This window comes from Rhodococcoides sp. S146-33, assembly GCF_059489205.1.
The window spans coordinates 15,358-29,853 of the sequence record NZ_JCAJWY010000014.1 but is presented as its reverse complement, the minus strand read 5'-3'; the positions used below and the strand labels follow the sequence as shown (position 1 = coordinate 29,853).

Sequence of the window (14,496 nt, the reverse complement as noted above, 5' to 3'; positions counted from 1 at the left end):
CCGCTGATGTGTGCGTGTCTCTAGGCTTCCGGCTCGAAAGGCTGCAACGCCGAGAGTTCCTTCGGCAACGCGTCGGCGTGCACCACGCCGAGTCGCTGGGTGGCTCGGGTCAGTGCCACGTAGAGGTCGTTCATTCCCTTGGCCGACTCGGCCACGATGGCACTCGGCTCGACGATGAGAACCGAGTCGAACTCGAGCCCTTTCGCGTCCTTGACCGAGGACACGGTCACCACGTCCGATGCCAGATGTCGGAAGTCCGAGACGCGACCGGCCGGAACGAGCACTGCGCTCAGTCCGGGTCGCGGGTGCTCTGCGACTCGCTTCTCCACTGCGGTGAACAGGTCTGCCTCCACCACCTGTTGCGCCCACGGTCCGACGCCGGTGCTGCGTATGGAACGGGGCTCGGACTGCTCGGGATCGATCGCGGCCAGCACGTCGTGCGCCACCACCATGATCTCCGACGGCGTCCGGTAGTTGACCGTCAGTTCGGTCCGCTTCCAGCGCTGTGCCACATAGGGTTCGAGTACCGAACTCCAGGAGGACGTTCCGGCGGGATCGCCGGTCTGTGCAGTATCACCCACCAGTGTCATCCACCGGTTCGGTATGCGTCGCATCACCATTCGCCACGCCATGGTCGACAGCTCCTGAGCCTCATCGACTATCACATGCCCGTACGTCCAGGTTCGGTCGCCGGCTGCCCGTTCGGCGGTGGTGAGGCGTTGACCCGAATCCTGTCGCCGCGCAAGCTGATCGGCATCGATCAAGTCGTAGGCCATCAGAATCTCCGGATCGAGTTCGTCCTCGAGGTCCTGTGGTGCCGAGCCGGTCAGGATGTCCAGAGCGCCCTGGGCATCGGCGATCTGGCCACGCCACTGACGTTGAGCCTGCTCACGCTCGGCCGCATCGTCCACGCCGAGCAACTCGGCCAACTCGTCGAGCAGTGGAGCGTCGGCCGCGGAGAAACCCCGACCCGCACGGAGAAGCGAGGCGCGCTCGTCCGAGTCCAGTTCCGGTGCGGCCGACGCAATCTTCTCGGGTGAGGCGAACAGGTCGTGAAGAACCTGTTGGGGAGACAGGTCCGGCCACAGCTCGTCGACAGCAGCCATGACGTCGTGGTCTTCGCGCATCTCGTCGCGCATGTCAGCGATGTCGTCTGCGCTGAGCAGGCTGGATCCGTCGACCAGGTTCTGGCCCAACTTCGCTGCCAGTTGATTGGCCAGTTGGTCGATCACCGAGGATACGAACAACGGCCGAGCGAGGTTGTGCGGTCGACGCGACGATCGGGCGCGTCCGCGGGCTCGGGTGACGATCTTGCGGTCGAGGGTGATGTCGTAGGTATCGAATGTCAGCCGACGGGGCTGTGCAGGAACTTCCTGCCGGTCGCGTACCGCTCGGGTCAGTACCTCGACCATCGACAATCTGCCCTTGACCTCGGTGGCCAGGGCCGAATCCTCGCGTCGCGCACGGACTCCCGGGTAGAGGTCTCCGATCGTGGACAACAGCACACCTGTCTCGCCGAGCGAGGGCAGCACCTGTCCGATGTAGTCGAGGAACGTGGCGTTGGGTCCGATGATGAGCACGCCGCTCTTGCCCAGCTGCTGACGGTAGGTGTAGAGCAGGTACGCGGCGCGGTGCAGCGCGACGGCGGTCTTACCGGTGCCCGGCCCGCCCTGAACGACCAGCACACTGCGATGTTGCGACCGGATGATCGCGTCCTGCTCGCTCTGGATCGTTTCCACGATGTCGTTCATCTGGCCGGTACGCGCAGCATCCAGTGCCGAGAGCAACGCACCTTCGCTTGCGACTCCGCCTGCTACGGCAGCATCGCTCGACGTTCGAGCAGATTTCAGGTCCAGGAATTCGTCGGCGATCGACGTCACGCGGCGGCCGCGGGTGCGAATGTGCCTGCGTCGCAACACGTTTTCCGGTGCGGCCGGCGTTGCCAGGTAGAACGGCCGGGCCATCGGTGCCCGCCAGTCCAGCAGCAGTGTTTCGTAGTCGTTCTTGTCGTCGAGTATTCCGACGCGGCCGATGTAGCGTTCGGGACGGTCGTCGACCTTGGGATCGAGAGAATCCGGATCGAGGTCGATGCGTCCGAAGCACAAGCCGTTCTCCGCGGCGTCGTATTTGGCGATGTCTTCGGTGTACATCTGGTTGAACGATTCGCGTTCGCTCCGCGCCTGCGGTGTTCCGCCGGTCTCCAATAGCACGGCCCGCAGTCGGTTCGCCGCGTATTCGCGCAGCGCATCGAGCTGCGTGTACAGCCTTGTCAGATGCGCTTGCTCGAAGTCTTCTTCGATCGGCATTTCGTTGCTGCTCGATGTGTGGCCGTCGTCCGGCAAAGGGTCTCCTCGGGAGTTCGGCCGAGGCGAAGATATCGCCTCGAAATCAGCCAGAGCAGTCTACGCCGCACAACGGCCCCGCCGCAGAACCGCTGGTTCCGGGGCAGGGCCGCTGTGCACGAACGTGCGTTCGTTCTCTCGGCGAGGACTACTTGGCGTACTGCTGGATCTTCTTGTCCAGGTTCTTCTGAGCCTTGGCGACTCGCTTTTCGAGCTTGGCGCGAGCCTGCTCGGTCACCTTCTCGAGCTCCTTGCTCTGCTTCTCGGCGCGCTTGCGAGCGCGCTTGCCGAGTGTCTCCACCCGATCGGACGCCAGATCGGCCCACGTGACTCCACGCTTCTGCGCCTCGTCGGCGAGGACGGAGCCCTTCTCGGAAGCCAGGTCGGCGAGCTTGGATGCCCGCTTCTGTGCAACACCTGCCAGCTCGACGCGACGATCGGCGGCAACGTCGACGAGCTTCGCGCCGCGCTTCTGCGCCAGCTCGGCCAGGTCGGTTCCGCGATGCGCTGCCTTGTCGGCCAACTTGGATCCGCGCTTCTGGGCTTCGTCGGCCAAGTCGCTGCCGCGGTCGGCGGCGATTTCGGCCAGCTTGGATCCGCGCTTCTGCGCTTCCTCGGCCAATTCGGAACCCTTGTCGGCTGCGATGTGGGCCCAACGGTTCAGAGCCGGCTGAGCTACGTCGGCCAGCTCCGAGCCCTTCTCGGTGGCGATGTCGGCGAGCTTGGCCAACTTCGGCTGGGCTGCATCAGCGAACTTGGCAAGTTTGGGCTGAGCTGCATCGGCGAGATCGGCACTGCGGCTCGCAGCGATGGATGCGATTTCCTTGACACGCTCGCCGGCGTCGTGGGTGGTGTGCCCGGGGAGCGCCGAGACAACCGACTCCTGCGCGCGGCGTGCTGCGCGCTTGCTGCGCCATGCTACGGACGGCTTGCCCTCGGTATCGACGGCCGCGATGAGCAGTCCGCCGAGGAGGCTCAGGTTCTTGAAGAAATGGATGCGCTGCGCAGCCTTGGTCTCCGGGTCGGTTTCGTTCCAGAAGGCGTGACCGGCCAGCGTGGTCGGAACGAGGCTTCCGGCCAACGCGATCGATGCGATGCGCGGTGCCTTGCCGGTTGCCAACAGAATGCCGCCCGCAACCTGGATGCCGCCGTTGATACGAACCAGCGTCTCCGGATCCTCCGGCACATTGGCTGTGACCTCGTTCGGCAGCGCGTCCTTGCCCTGCTCGATCAGTGGAGTGGCGACCTTCGCCTTGCCACTGGGGTTACGGAGTGCGTCGACGCCCCCGGCGATGAAGATCGTAGACATCAACGGACGGGCGATACGGCGGACCAGCATTGACAGCCTCCTGCGTAGTTTCTCGTGTCTTCGGCGTTAGGACATCGCACATCGGTCGGTGAAACCAACCGGGGTGCGTCCTTTTGTCACACTATTCATACCCCGTGTTCGACGGTCTCAAGCGCGCCGATCGTCACCAGCCCCGTTCGCGCCATTCGGCCAGGTGAGGGCGCTCGGCACCGAGTGTGGTGTCCTTTCCGTGGCCCGGGTAGACCACGGTGTCGTCGCCGAATCGGTCGAACAGTTTTGCCGAGACGTCGTCGAGAAGGTGGGTGAAATCCTCGGGGCTTCCAGTTTTTCCGACGCCCCCGGGGAACAGTGAATCTCCGGTGAAGAGGTGGGTGCGGTTGCCGTCGGTGTCGGTCAGCGCGAGTGCGATCGATCCGGGAGTGTGTCCGGTCAGGTGCACCACGTCGAACGTGAGCTCTCCCACCGTCACCGTGTCCTGATCGGCCAGCAGGCGGTCCGGAGCGACCGGCAGCGGTTCGGCATCCAGAGCGTGGGCGGCCGTCGGCGACTCGGTGCCGCCCGCGATGTCAGCCAGCGCCTGCCAGTGGTCTGCGTGCTGATGCGTCGTCACGATGAGCGAGAGCGTCGGAGCGTTCTCGTCGATCAGCAGAGAGATGCGTTCGGCCTCGTTGGCGGCGTCGATCAGCACCGAATGACCCGTTGCGGAACAGACGACCAAGTAGGTGTTGTTGTCCATGGGGCCGACCGACATCTTCGTGATCGTCGCGCCGGGAATCGTGCGCCGCTGCGGCTGCGAACCCTGAGAGACGACGCCGGTGTAGTTGTCGTCGATGACCATGAGGTGCTCGTCCATTTCGAGGACGCTACCGTCGGCGGCCCGACGAGGGGCGGCTGGGTCGCGCACGTGGAAAAGTGTGTCGGTGCCTGGATCTACCATTGCTACTGCGTGAGGTTCGTCCCTCACCGAAACAGGTTTTCGACGTGGGGTCCTCGGTTACACGTCGCGTAACCGGTGCATCGGCACCACACGTCATCACGCGACTCGACAGTTGCGCAGTGCTGCGTCCCGCAGCAACTCGACTGGACGTGCTCGTTCGGAAAGAAGGGAACACAGTGGCGGATCGCCTGATAGTGCGAGGTGCACGGGAGCACAATCTGCGAGGAGTCGATATCGACCTGCCTCGCGATGCGCTGATCGTGTTCACAGGTTTGTCCGGCTCGGGCAAATCGTCACTCGCCTTCGACACGATCTTCGCCGAAGGTCAGCGTCGTTACGTGGAGTCGCTGTCTGCCTACGCACGGCAGTTCCTCGGCCAGATGGACAAGCCGGATGTCGATTTCATCGAGGGACTGTCGCCTGCGGTCTCCATCGATCAGAAGTCGACCAACCGCAACCCGCGATCGACCGTCGGCACTATTACCGAGGTCTACGACTATCTCCGACTGCTGTACGCCCGTGCCGGCACCGCGCACTGCCCGGTGTGTGGTGAACAGATCGCGAAGCAGACTCCGCAGCAGATCGTGGATCAGGTGCTGGACATGCAAGAAGGGCTGAAGTTTCAGGTCCTCGCTCCGGTGGTCCGTACTCGTAAGGGTGAATTCGTCGACCTGTTCGACTCGCTCAACACGCAGGGCTACTCCCGTGTGCGCGTGGATGGCGTCGTGCATCAGCTCACCAGTCCTCCGGTTCTCAAGAAGCAGGAAAAGCACGACATCGAGGTCGTCGTCGACCGCCTGACCGTCAAGTCCAGCTCCAAGCAGAGATTGACGGATTCGGTCGAAACCGCTCTTCGACTGGCGGACGGCATCGTCGTTCTGGATTTCGTCGACCGCGACGAGAACGCTGCGGACCGCGAGCGCCGATTCTCCGAGAAGCTCGCGTGCCCCAACGGTCACCCGTTGTCCATCGACGATCTCGAACCGCGGTCCTTCTCGTTCAACTCGCCGTACGGTGCCTGCCCCGACTGCGTCGGACTCGGTGTGCGCAAGGAGGTCGACCCGGAGCTGGTCGTTCCCGACGGCGATCTCAGCCTCGCCGACGGAGCCATCGCACCGTGGTCGATGGGCCAGACATCGGAGTACTTCGGCCGCCTGCTGTCCGGGCTCGCCGATGCGATGGGGTTCGACCTGAATACACCGTGGAACAAGTTGCCCGCCAAGGTCAAGCGAGCGGTCCTCGAAGGCAGCGACCACCAGGTGCACGTGAAGTACAAGAACCGCTACGGCCGAACGCGCTCGTACTACGCCGAGTTCGAGGGTGTGATGCCGTTCCTGCACCGTCGTCTCGAGCAGACCGAGTCGGAGCAGATGAAGGAACGCTACGACGGGTACATGCGCGACGTACCGTGCCCCACCTGCAACGGAGCCAGGCTGCGTCCGGAGATCCTGTCGGTGACGATCGCGGCGGGCGACTTCGGCCCGAAGTCGATCGCCGAGGTGTGCGAGCTGTCGATCGCCGATACCGCGAACTTCCTGAACAGCCTCACTCTCGGTCGTCGCGAGGAGGCGATCGCGGGTCAGGTGCTCAAGGAGGTGCAGGCGCGCCTCGGGTTCCTACTCGACGTCGGTCTGGAATACCTGTCACTTGCTCGAACGGCCGGCTCCCTGTCCGGCGGCGAGGCCCAACGAATCCGGCTCGCCACCCAGATCGGATCGGGCCTCGTCGGCGTTCTCTATGTTCTCGACGAGCCCTCGATCGGTCTGCACCAGCGAGACAACCGTCGGTTGATCGACACACTGACCCGGCTCCGCGACCTCGGAAACACACTGATCGTCGTGGAGCACGACGAGGACACCATCCGCACCTCGGATTGGATCGTCGACATCGGTCCGTTGGCCGGTGAGCACGGTGGCCGCGTCGTGCACAGCGGTTCGTACGAGGACCTGTTGACCAACGAGGAATCGCTGACCGGCGCGTACCTCTCCGGGCGGATGGAGATTCCGCTGCCGGACACCCGTCGCGTCGTGGACAAGAAGCGTCAGGTCACCGTGGTCGGTGCCCGTGAGCACAATCTCCGTGGCATCGACGTCAGCTTCCCGCTCGGGGTGCTCACCTCGGTCACCGGAGTGTCCGGTTCGGGCAAGTCCACCCTCGTCAACGACATCCTCGCGACCGTGATGGCCAACAAGCTCAACGGTGCTCGTCAGGTTCCCGGTAGGCACACGCGGATCAACGGCCTCGACCAGCTCGACAAACTCGTCCGGGTCGACCAGTCGCCCATCGGCCGCACGCCGCGCTCGAACGCCGCGACCTACACCGGCGTCTTCGACAAAATTCGGACGTTGTTCGCAGCCACCACCGAGGCCAAGGTGCGCGGTTACCAGCCCGGTCGATTCTCGTTCAACGTCAAGGGCGGCCGGTGCGAGGCATGCTCGGGCGACGGCACGCTCAAGATCGAGATGAACTTCCTGCCCGACGTCTACGTTCCGTGCGAGGTCTGTGAAGGTGCGCGGTACAACCGCGAGACACTCGAAGTCCATTACAAGGGCAAGACCATCGCCGAGGTCCTGGATATGCCGATCGAGGAGGCCGCGGACTTCTTCGAAGCGATCACGTCGATCCACCGATACCTCAAGACGTTGGTCGAGGTCGGGCTTGGGTACGTGCGGCTCGGCCAGCCGGCAACCACGTTGTCCGGAGGTGAGGCGCAACGCGTCAAGTTGGCGGCGGAATTGCAGAAGCGGTCCACCGGACGCACGGTCTACATTCTCGACGAGCCGACCACCGGCTTGCACTTCGAAGACATTCGGAAGCTGCTGGGCGTGGTGAACGGCCTCGTGGACAAGGGCAACACGGTGATCGTCATCGAGCACAACCTCGATGTCATCAAGGTTTCCGACTGGGTGATCGACATGGGCCCCGAGGGTGGCTCCGGCGGCGGAATGGTTGTGGCGCAGGGTGATCCGGAGGCCGTAGCGGCTGTGCCCGAAAGCTACACGGGTAAGTTCCTGCAGGAAGCGCTCACTCGTGAGTCGGTTGTCTCGCAGCCGGTGAAAGCCGCCCCGAAGAAGCGCAAGCCACGGAAGGTCGCCGCGGTCCGGTAGCGCCCGTCTACGCAGAACGCCGCATCCGGTAGTGCACCGGATGCGGCGTTCGTGTTCGGGGTGTCGTCGTTGCTCTCGCTCAGTGCACCGGGCCGGTGTACTTCTCGCCGGGGCCCTTTCCTGGCTCGTCCGGGTGGGCCGATGCCTCCCGAAATGCGCGCTGCAGTGCCTGCAGTCCATCGCGAATGGGTCCGGCATGGGGGCCGAGGTATTCGACCGACGCGGTGACCAGGCCTGCCAGTGCGGTGATGACGCGTCGTGCCTCGTCGAGGTCCAGGTACGGGCTCTCGGCAGGATCCGGCTCGGAGAGTCCCAACTTCTCGGCTGCGGAACTCATCAGCATGACCGCAGCGCGGCTGATGACCTCGACCGCGGGGACCTCGGCGAGTTCACGGACTTCGGGCTCGGTGCCGACTGGGTCGACACCCGCGGGATCGCCATCGGCGGGAGTGGGGGAGCTGGTCATGCCTACGAGAATCCCACGCCGCCTGCGGCCGGGAGAATCGGGTGCCGACGAGTTCGGGGTCGATCGGGCTCGATTGTGGGTTTGTCGAATCGGCTGGTAGTGTGACTCGACGACCGTCTTCGGCGTGCGCTCCTCGATGGAGTTCACCGCACGGAGGCAGCAAGTGGAGCCCGACTCCCACCGGCACGTAGGCATCGATACGCTACTTCCGGTCCGGTCGCACGACGGAGATCCTCACGGGTTTCCAACGTGCTTCCTCCCTGGTGAGGAGACTGTACGACGTCAGTTGTCGCACAGGTCGACCGGTCGACATCGGGCCCTGCTATCGGTTCACACCGAGAGCGGGGTTTTTTCTTTGTAGCGGTTCGCATCGCTGCGGGGAATGTCGAGGATCGACGGCAACGGGCTGTGCCAGTGGCAGGCGGTCGGGTTACACACCACACCGCACTACCTAGGAGGCCCCATCAGCACTGAGACCCGCATCAACGATCGCATCCGAGTTCCCGAGGTCCGGCTTGTCGGACCGGGCGGTGAACAGGTGGGGATCGTGCGTGTTGAAGATGCACTCCGCTTGGCTCTCGAAGCCGACCTCGATCTTGTAGAAGTAGCTCCCGACGCACGTCCGCCGGTCTGCAAGATCATGGACTACGGGAAGTTCAAGTACGAGGCTGCGCAGAAGGCGCGCGAATCGCGCAAGAACCAGACGCTCACCGTCATCAAGGAGCAGAAGCTCCGCCCCAAAATCGACGCGCACGACTACGAGACCAAGAAGCGCAACGTCGTTCGCTTCCTCGAAGCCGGCTCGAAGGTCAAGGTCACCATCATGTTCCGCGGTCGCGAGCAGTCGCGACCCGAACTGGGTTTCCGTCTGCTGCAGCGCTTGGGCGCGGACGTCGCGGAGCTCGGCTTCGTGGAGACCTCGGCCAAGCAGGACGGCCGCAACATGACGATGGTGCTGGCACCGCACAAGGGTGCCAAGACTCGCGTCAAGGCACAGGAGAGCGCAGCGGCACCGCCCGCTCAACGCGCACCGGCTCCCGCGCCGGAACAGCCCGCCGATGCAGCCCCGGCTGCCGAGGCACCGGCCGCAGCAGCTCCGGCTTCTCCGGCGCAGACCAACTGAGCTTCGCGCTCTACCAGTAAGACAGCCCTACAACTGCTTCGGTGCACAGTTCCGTTGCGCTGTACGGCTGTGCCAAGCAACACCGAAGAGCTATTACAGAAGAAGAGGATTTCATGCCCAAGCAGAAGACCCACAGTGGTGCCAAGAAGCGATTCAAGGTGTCCGGCAGCGGCAAGATCCTGCGCCAGAAGGCCGGCCGTCGCCACCTGCTCGAGCACAAGCCCACCAAGGTGACTCGTCGCCTCGATGGTGTCGCCGTTGTCAAGAAGGCCGACGTGCCGCGGATCAAGCGCCTTCTCGGTATCTGATCCGGCCCGCCGCCGACTGATCTCGGTCGGCTTCATCCCTTACCATTCGGGGTTTTCACACACCCCCAGATCGACAGGATTCACCAGTGGCACGCGTAAAAAGGGCCGTCAACGCCCAGAAGAAGCGCCGTTCGATTCTCGAAGCGTCCAAGGGCTACCGCGGACAGCGCTCACGTCTGTACACCAAGGCCAAGGAGCAGCAGCTCCACTCGCTCACCTACGCGTACCGGGACCGCCGCGCGCGCAAGGGTGATTTCCGCAAGCTGTGGATCACGCGTATCAACGCTGCTGCACGGGCCAACGACATCACGTACAACCGCTTCGTCCAGGGCCTGAAGGCCGCGGGCGTCGAGGTCGATCGCAAGATCCTCGCTGAGCTCGCTGTGTCGGATGCCGCGGCGTTCGCAAGCTTGGTCGCCATCGCCAAGGCTGCACTGCCTGCCGATGTCAACGCTCCTGCCGGAGAAGCAGCCTGAGCGAGTCGCCGTACGACGATTCAACTCCGAAACGACCCGTGGATTCGCTGACCGAGCGAACACCGCGGGTCGTTTCGGCCGTCAAGCTTGCGCGCGCCGCGGAGCGCAAGAAGACCGGGCAGTTCCTCGCGGAGGGATTCAATGCGGTCTCCGAGGCCGCGAAGTCCGGGCTGGTCCGCGAGCTGTTCTTCACCTCGGATGCCTTCGAGCGTCACCACACCCTGATTGCGTCCATCGAGGCCGGTGGCGCACGAGTCTTTCCGATCACCGACCGCGCCGCGAAGGCGCTGTCCGACACCGTCACCCCGCAAGGGCTCGTCGCGGTCACCGGACTGGTCGATGTCTCGCTCGATCGTGCGTTGGCCGACAGTCCCCGTCTCGTGGCTGTGCCGGTCGAGGTCGCCGAGCCGGGCAATGCGGGGACGGTCATCCGCGTCGCAGACGCCGCCGGAGCGGATTCGGTTGTCTTGCTGGGTGATTCGGTGGATCCCCACAACGGCAAATGCGTCCGCTCGTCAGCGGGCAGTGTGTTCCATCTCCCGATCGCTCGGGAACGTTCGATCGAATCCGGCATCGAGGCGTTACGTGGTGCGGGTCTGTCCATCGTGGCTACGGCTGCCGACGGAGAGGTCGACCTCGACGATGCCGACCGTCTACTCGAGCAACCGACCGCGTGGTTGTTCGGCAACGAGGCGCACGGACTGCCCGAGTCGGTGGCTCGCGACGCCGATCATCGGATTCGGATTCCTATCCATGGTCGCGCCGAGAGCCTCAATTTGGCAACGGCCGCAGCGATCTGCCTGTATGCGAGCGCTCGCGCGCAGCGACGCTCCGAGACCTCGTGAGCACCTCTCGCCTAGGATCGATACCTGTCTGCCTCGTGCAGACACCGACTATTACTCGAGGAGTGCAGCTGTCGTGGCGAAGAAAGAAGCCGGACCCGAGCCGGTAGATCCGAGCGTTCTCGAGGAGTCCGCGCTTGGATCCGCAGTGGACTCTGCCGAGCAGGCGTTCGCCGACGCGTCGGACCTCGATGCGCTGACCAAGGTCAAGATCGACCATGTGGGCGGCAAAGCCCCGCTGGCACTCGCGCAGCGCGCTCTCGGTGCGCTGCCGGGTGAGCAGAAAGCTGATGCGGGTAAACGCGTCAAAGCAGCGCGCGACCGGGTGCAAAAAGCCTTCGACGAGCGACGTGCCGTTCTTTCGGCCGAGCGGGACGCGGCAATCCTGGTGGCTGAAACCATCGATGTGACACTGCCGACCGGCCGGGCTCCGGTCGGTGCTCGACACCCCATCACGATCATCGCCGAACAAGTCGCGGACGTGTTCGTCGGAATGGGCTGGGAGGTCGAAGAAGGCCCGGAGGTCGAGACCGAACACTTCAACTTCGACGCGCTCAACTTCCTGCCCGACCACCCCGCTCGCACGATGCAGGACACGTTCCACATCGCGCCCGAGGGATCGCGGCAGGTGCTGCGCACTCACACCTCGCCGGTGCAGGTGCGGTCGATGCTCTCGCGTGAGCTTCCGATCTACGTGGTCTGCCCGGGGCGAACATTCCGCACGGACGAACTCGATACGACGCACACTCCGGTCTTCCATCAGGTCGAGGGTCTCGCCATCGACAAGGGTCTGACCATGGCGCACCTCCGCGGAACACTGGATGCGTTCGCCAAAGCGTTGTTCGGCAACGACACCCGCACTCGGATGCGACCCAACTACTTCCCGTTCACCGAGCCGTCGGCCGAGGTCGATGTGTGGTTCCCCAAGAAGAAGGGCGGGGCCGGTTGGGTCGAGTGGGGTGGCTGCGGGATGGTCAACCCGAAGGTATTGCAGGCCAGCGGCATCGACCCCGAGGTGTACACCGGATTCGCTTTCGGAATGGGCCTCGAACGCACGCTTCAGTTCCGTAATGACATCCCGGACATGCGCGACATCGTCGAAGGCGACATCAGATTCACGCTGCCCTTCGGTGTTCGGGCCTGACGCCGCTTCACACCGCCCCACTTCCTCTCGGATACAAGAAAGAGCTGAGCACACGTGCGAGTCCCACAATCCTGGCTGACCGAGGTCCTGCACGCGGGGACTCCCGACTGGGCCGTGTCCCCCGAGGAGCTCGACGCCGGTTTCGTGCGGGTCGGTTTCGAGGTCGAAGAACTCGAGTCGCTGGACAACGTGACCGGACCACTCGTGGTGGGCCGGGTGAGCTCTATCGAGGAACTGACCGAGTTCAAGAAGCCGATTCGATTCTGCCTGGTGGACGTCGGCGCCGACGAACCACAGGAAATCGTCTGTGGTGCACGAAATTTTGCCGAAGGTGACCTGATCGTCGCCGCTCTGCCGGGCAGCGTTCTGCCCGGCGGATTCGCCATCGCATCGCGCAAGACGTACGGACGCAACTCCAACGGCATGATCTGCTCGACGCTCGAGCTCGGACTCGGCCGAGACCACTCCGGCATTCTCGTGCTGCCTGCAGATACAGCCGCGCCGGGAGACGACGCCAAAGAGGTTCTGGGGCTGAAGGACTCGGTCATCGAGCTGAACGTGACCCCGGATCGCGGTTACGCCTTCTCGGTCCGCGGCCTCGCCCGTGAACTGGCGTGCAGCTTCGACTTGCCCTATGTGGACCCGGCACGGACGATGCCCACCGAGGTCACCGGCGAGGCTTGGCCGGTGACCGTCGAATCGAACTCGGGCGCATCACGATTCGCGTTGCGCAAGATCGTCGGCATCGATCCGACGGCCAACACTCCGTGGTGGATGCAGCGTCGCCTGCTTCTGGCCGGCGTGCGCCCGATCTCGGCTGCCGTCGATGTGACCAACTACGTACTCCACGAGCTCGGCCAGCCGCTGCACGCCTTCGATGCGGCCAAGCTGAACGGCGATCTCGTCGTCCGCCGTGCGAACGCGGGGGAGAAGCTGACGACACTGGACGGAGTCGAGCGGTCACTCGATCCCGAGGACGTCGTCATCGCCGACGGGTCGGGAGCCATCTCGTTGGCCGGCGTCATGGGCGGGGAGTCCACCGAAGTGGACGACGCGACCACCGAGGTCGTACTCGAAGCAGCGTCGTTCGATCCGCTCGCGGTGTTCCGAATGGGCCGCCGCCACAAGCTGTCCAGTGAGGCGAGCAAGCGTTTCGAACGGACCGTGGACTCTGCTCTTCCGGTCGCGGCGCTCGATCGTGCGGCCCAGTTGCTGGTCGAGATCGCCGGTGGCCGGATCGAGCCGGTGTTGACCGACATCGGCGGGGCCGCCGAGTACCCGGCAGTCACGATGGACTTCGATCTACCCGACCGAATTGCCGGCGTGCAGTACCCCAACGGAACCGCTGCTCGACGGTTGACGCAGATCGGCTGCAGAGTCGACGTGTCGGTCGACGATGCCGGGCACGGTCAACTGACCGTGACGCCGCCGTCGTGGCGACCGGACCTGGTGCAACGCGCCGACCTGGTGGAAGAGGTGCTGCGACTCGAGGGGCTGGAGAAGATCCCGTCGGTACTGCCGTCGGCCCCCGGCGGTCGTGGCCTCACTGCCGAGCAGAAGCGCAGACGAGCGGTCGGCAAGGCGCTCGCGTTCTCCGGATACGTCGAGGTATTGCCCCCGGTGTTCCTGCCCAAGGGCGTCTTCGACACCTGGGGGCTGGACAAGGACGATCCACGGCGTGCCACCACCTCGGTCCTCAATCCGCTCGAGGCCGATCGCCCCGAGCTCGCGACCACCGTGTTGCCGGGGTTGCTCGAGATGCTGAGCCGAAACATCGCCCGCGGTCAGCGTGACGTATCGCTGTTCGGAATTGCCCAGGTGGTGCTTCGGCACGATGCCACTGCTGCGGTGGACGCGCTGCCGGTGGATCGTCGTCCCACCGACGATCAGATCGCCATGCTTCGAGGGTCGTTGCCGGCGCAGCCGGTGCATGTGGGCGTGGTGCTCACCGGTCAGCGGGAGCTGTCGGGTCCGTGGGGCCCGGGCCGCGCCGCCGACGCCGCCGACGCCTTCGCTGCAGTACGCACGGTGGCCGAGGCGGCCGGTGTTCACGTCGATCTTCGTGCCGCCCAACATCTTCCGTGGCATCCCGGTCGGTGTGCCGAGGTATTGCTCGACGGTGAAGTCGTGGGATATGCAGGCGAGCTGCACCCGGCGGTCCTCGAGCGGGCAGGCTTGCCGCCGCGTACCTGTGCTGCGGAGCTGAGCCTGAGCGCTCTGCCCGTTGTCGAATCGCTTCCGGCCCCCGAGGTGTCGCCGTATCCGGCGGTGCTCCAGGACGTTGCAGTAGTGGTCGATGCCTCCGTGCCTGCGGCGTCCGTCGAGGCGGCGCTCACGATCGGCGGCGGCGATCTGCTCGAATCGATCCGGTTGTTCGACGTCTACGAGGGTGAACAAGTCGGCGAGGGTCGCAAGTCTCTGGCGTTCGCGTTGCGGTTCCGT

General features: G+C 64.6%; 11 protein-coding genes. 7 read left to right on the top strand and 4 right to left on the bottom strand.

Features of this window, described 5'->3' with window-relative positions; translation table 11 throughout:
* Window positions 1-20: 20 nt before the first annotated feature.
* The 3 genes from AC5WEY_RS25875 to AC5WEY_RS25865 form a co-directional block, all read right to left on the bottom strand.
* A complete protein-coding gene (locus AC5WEY_RS25875) occupies window positions 21-2,306 on the bottom strand; it encodes a HelD family protein (RefSeq protein WP_495648116.1) in 2,286 nt (761 codons plus the stop codon).
* Between the two features lie 184 nt (window positions 2,307-2,490).
* Window positions 2,491-3,681 carry a DoxX family protein gene (locus tag AC5WEY_RS25870; RefSeq protein ID WP_495648115.1) on the bottom strand — a complete coding sequence of 397 codons (1,191 nt, stop codon included), beginning with the start codon at window positions 3,679-3,681 and terminating at the stop codon, window positions 2,491-2,493.
* Between the two features lie 133 nt (window positions 3,682-3,814).
* On the bottom strand, window positions 3,815-4,504 hold the full coding sequence (locus AC5WEY_RS25865) for an MBL fold metallo-hydrolase (protein WP_495648118.1): 690 nt from the start codon (window positions 4,502-4,504) through the stop codon (window positions 3,815-3,817).
* A gap of 260 nt (window positions 4,505-4,764) precedes the next feature.
* Here AC5WEY_RS25865 and uvrA point away from each other — a divergent pair, with 260 nt between their 5' ends.
* Window positions 4,765-7,695 (top strand): excinuclease ABC subunit UvrA, encoded by a 2,931-nt coding sequence (gene uvrA, locus AC5WEY_RS25860; protein WP_495648117.1) that lies wholly within the window; start codon window positions 4,765-4,767, stop codon window positions 7,693-7,695.
* Between the two features lie 79 nt (window positions 7,696-7,774).
* Here the strand turns inward: uvrA and AC5WEY_RS25855 are convergent, their stop codons facing one another.
* Entirely contained in the window at window positions 7,775-8,161 is a 387-nt protein-coding gene (locus tag AC5WEY_RS25855; protein WP_032404077.1) for a DUF1844 domain-containing protein, read from the bottom strand.
* Between the two features lie 382 nt (window positions 8,162-8,543).
* On the opposite strand from AC5WEY_RS25855, the gene infC reads away from it, so the two are divergent.
* The 6 genes from infC to pheT form a co-directional block, all read left to right on the top strand.
* A complete protein-coding gene (gene infC, locus AC5WEY_RS25850) occupies window positions 8,544-9,284 on the top strand; it encodes a translation initiation factor IF-3 (RefSeq protein WP_495648114.1) in 741 nt (246 codons plus the stop codon).
* A gap of 113 nt (window positions 9,285-9,397) precedes the next feature.
* On the top strand, window positions 9,398-9,592 hold the full coding sequence (gene rpmI / locus AC5WEY_RS25845) for a 50S ribosomal protein L35 (protein ID WP_008715923.1): 195 nt from the start codon (window positions 9,398-9,400) through the stop codon (window positions 9,590-9,592).
* An 86-nt stretch (window positions 9,593-9,678) separates the two neighbouring features.
* On the top strand, window positions 9,679-10,068 hold the full coding sequence (gene rplT, locus AC5WEY_RS25840) for a 50S ribosomal protein L20 (protein WP_032378959.1): 390 nt from the start codon (window positions 9,679-9,681) through the stop codon (window positions 10,066-10,068).
* Between the two features lie 38 nt (window positions 10,069-10,106).
* Window positions 10,107-10,913 carry a TrmH family RNA methyltransferase gene (locus tag AC5WEY_RS25835; RefSeq protein WP_495648113.1) on the top strand — a complete coding sequence of 269 codons (807 nt, stop codon included), beginning with the start codon at window positions 10,107-10,109 and terminating at the stop codon, window positions 10,911-10,913.
* A gap of 73 nt (window positions 10,914-10,986) precedes the next feature.
* Window positions 10,987-12,054, top strand: a complete 1,068-nt coding sequence (pheS, locus tag AC5WEY_RS25830) for a phenylalanine--tRNA ligase subunit alpha (protein ID WP_495648112.1) — start codon at window positions 10,987-10,989, stop codon at window positions 12,052-12,054.
* Window positions 12,055-12,108: 54 nt separating this feature from the next.
* A partial coding sequence (pheT, locus tag AC5WEY_RS25825; protein WP_495648111.1) for a phenylalanine--tRNA ligase subunit beta occupies window positions 12,109-14,496 on the top strand: 2,388 nt, incomplete at its 3' end.

Bases quoted from the DNA above. Each gene is read 5' to 3' on its own strand.
- AC5WEY_RS25870 (WP_495648115.1), bottom strand. From the start codon at position 3,681: ATGCTGGTCCGCCGTATCGCCCGTCCGTTGATGTCTACGATCTTCATC.
- rpmI (WP_008715923.1), top strand. From the start codon at position 9,398: ATGCCCAAGCAGAAGACCCACAGTGGTGCCAAGAAGCGATTCAAGGTG.
- AC5WEY_RS25855 (WP_032404077.1), bottom strand. From the start codon at position 8,161: ATGACCAGCTCCCCCACTCCCGCCGATGGCGATCCCGCGGGTGTCGAC.
- infC (WP_495648114.1), top strand. From the start codon at position 8,544: ATGTCGAGGATCGACGGCAACGGGCTGTGCCAGTGGCAGGCGGTCGGG.
- AC5WEY_RS25865 (WP_495648118.1), bottom strand. From the start codon at position 4,504: ATGGACGAGCACCTCATGGTCATCGACGACAACTACACCGGCGTCGTC.
- AC5WEY_RS25875 (WP_495648116.1), bottom strand. From the start codon at position 2,306: ATGCCGATCGAAGAAGACTTCGAGCAAGCGCATCTGACAAGGCTGTAC.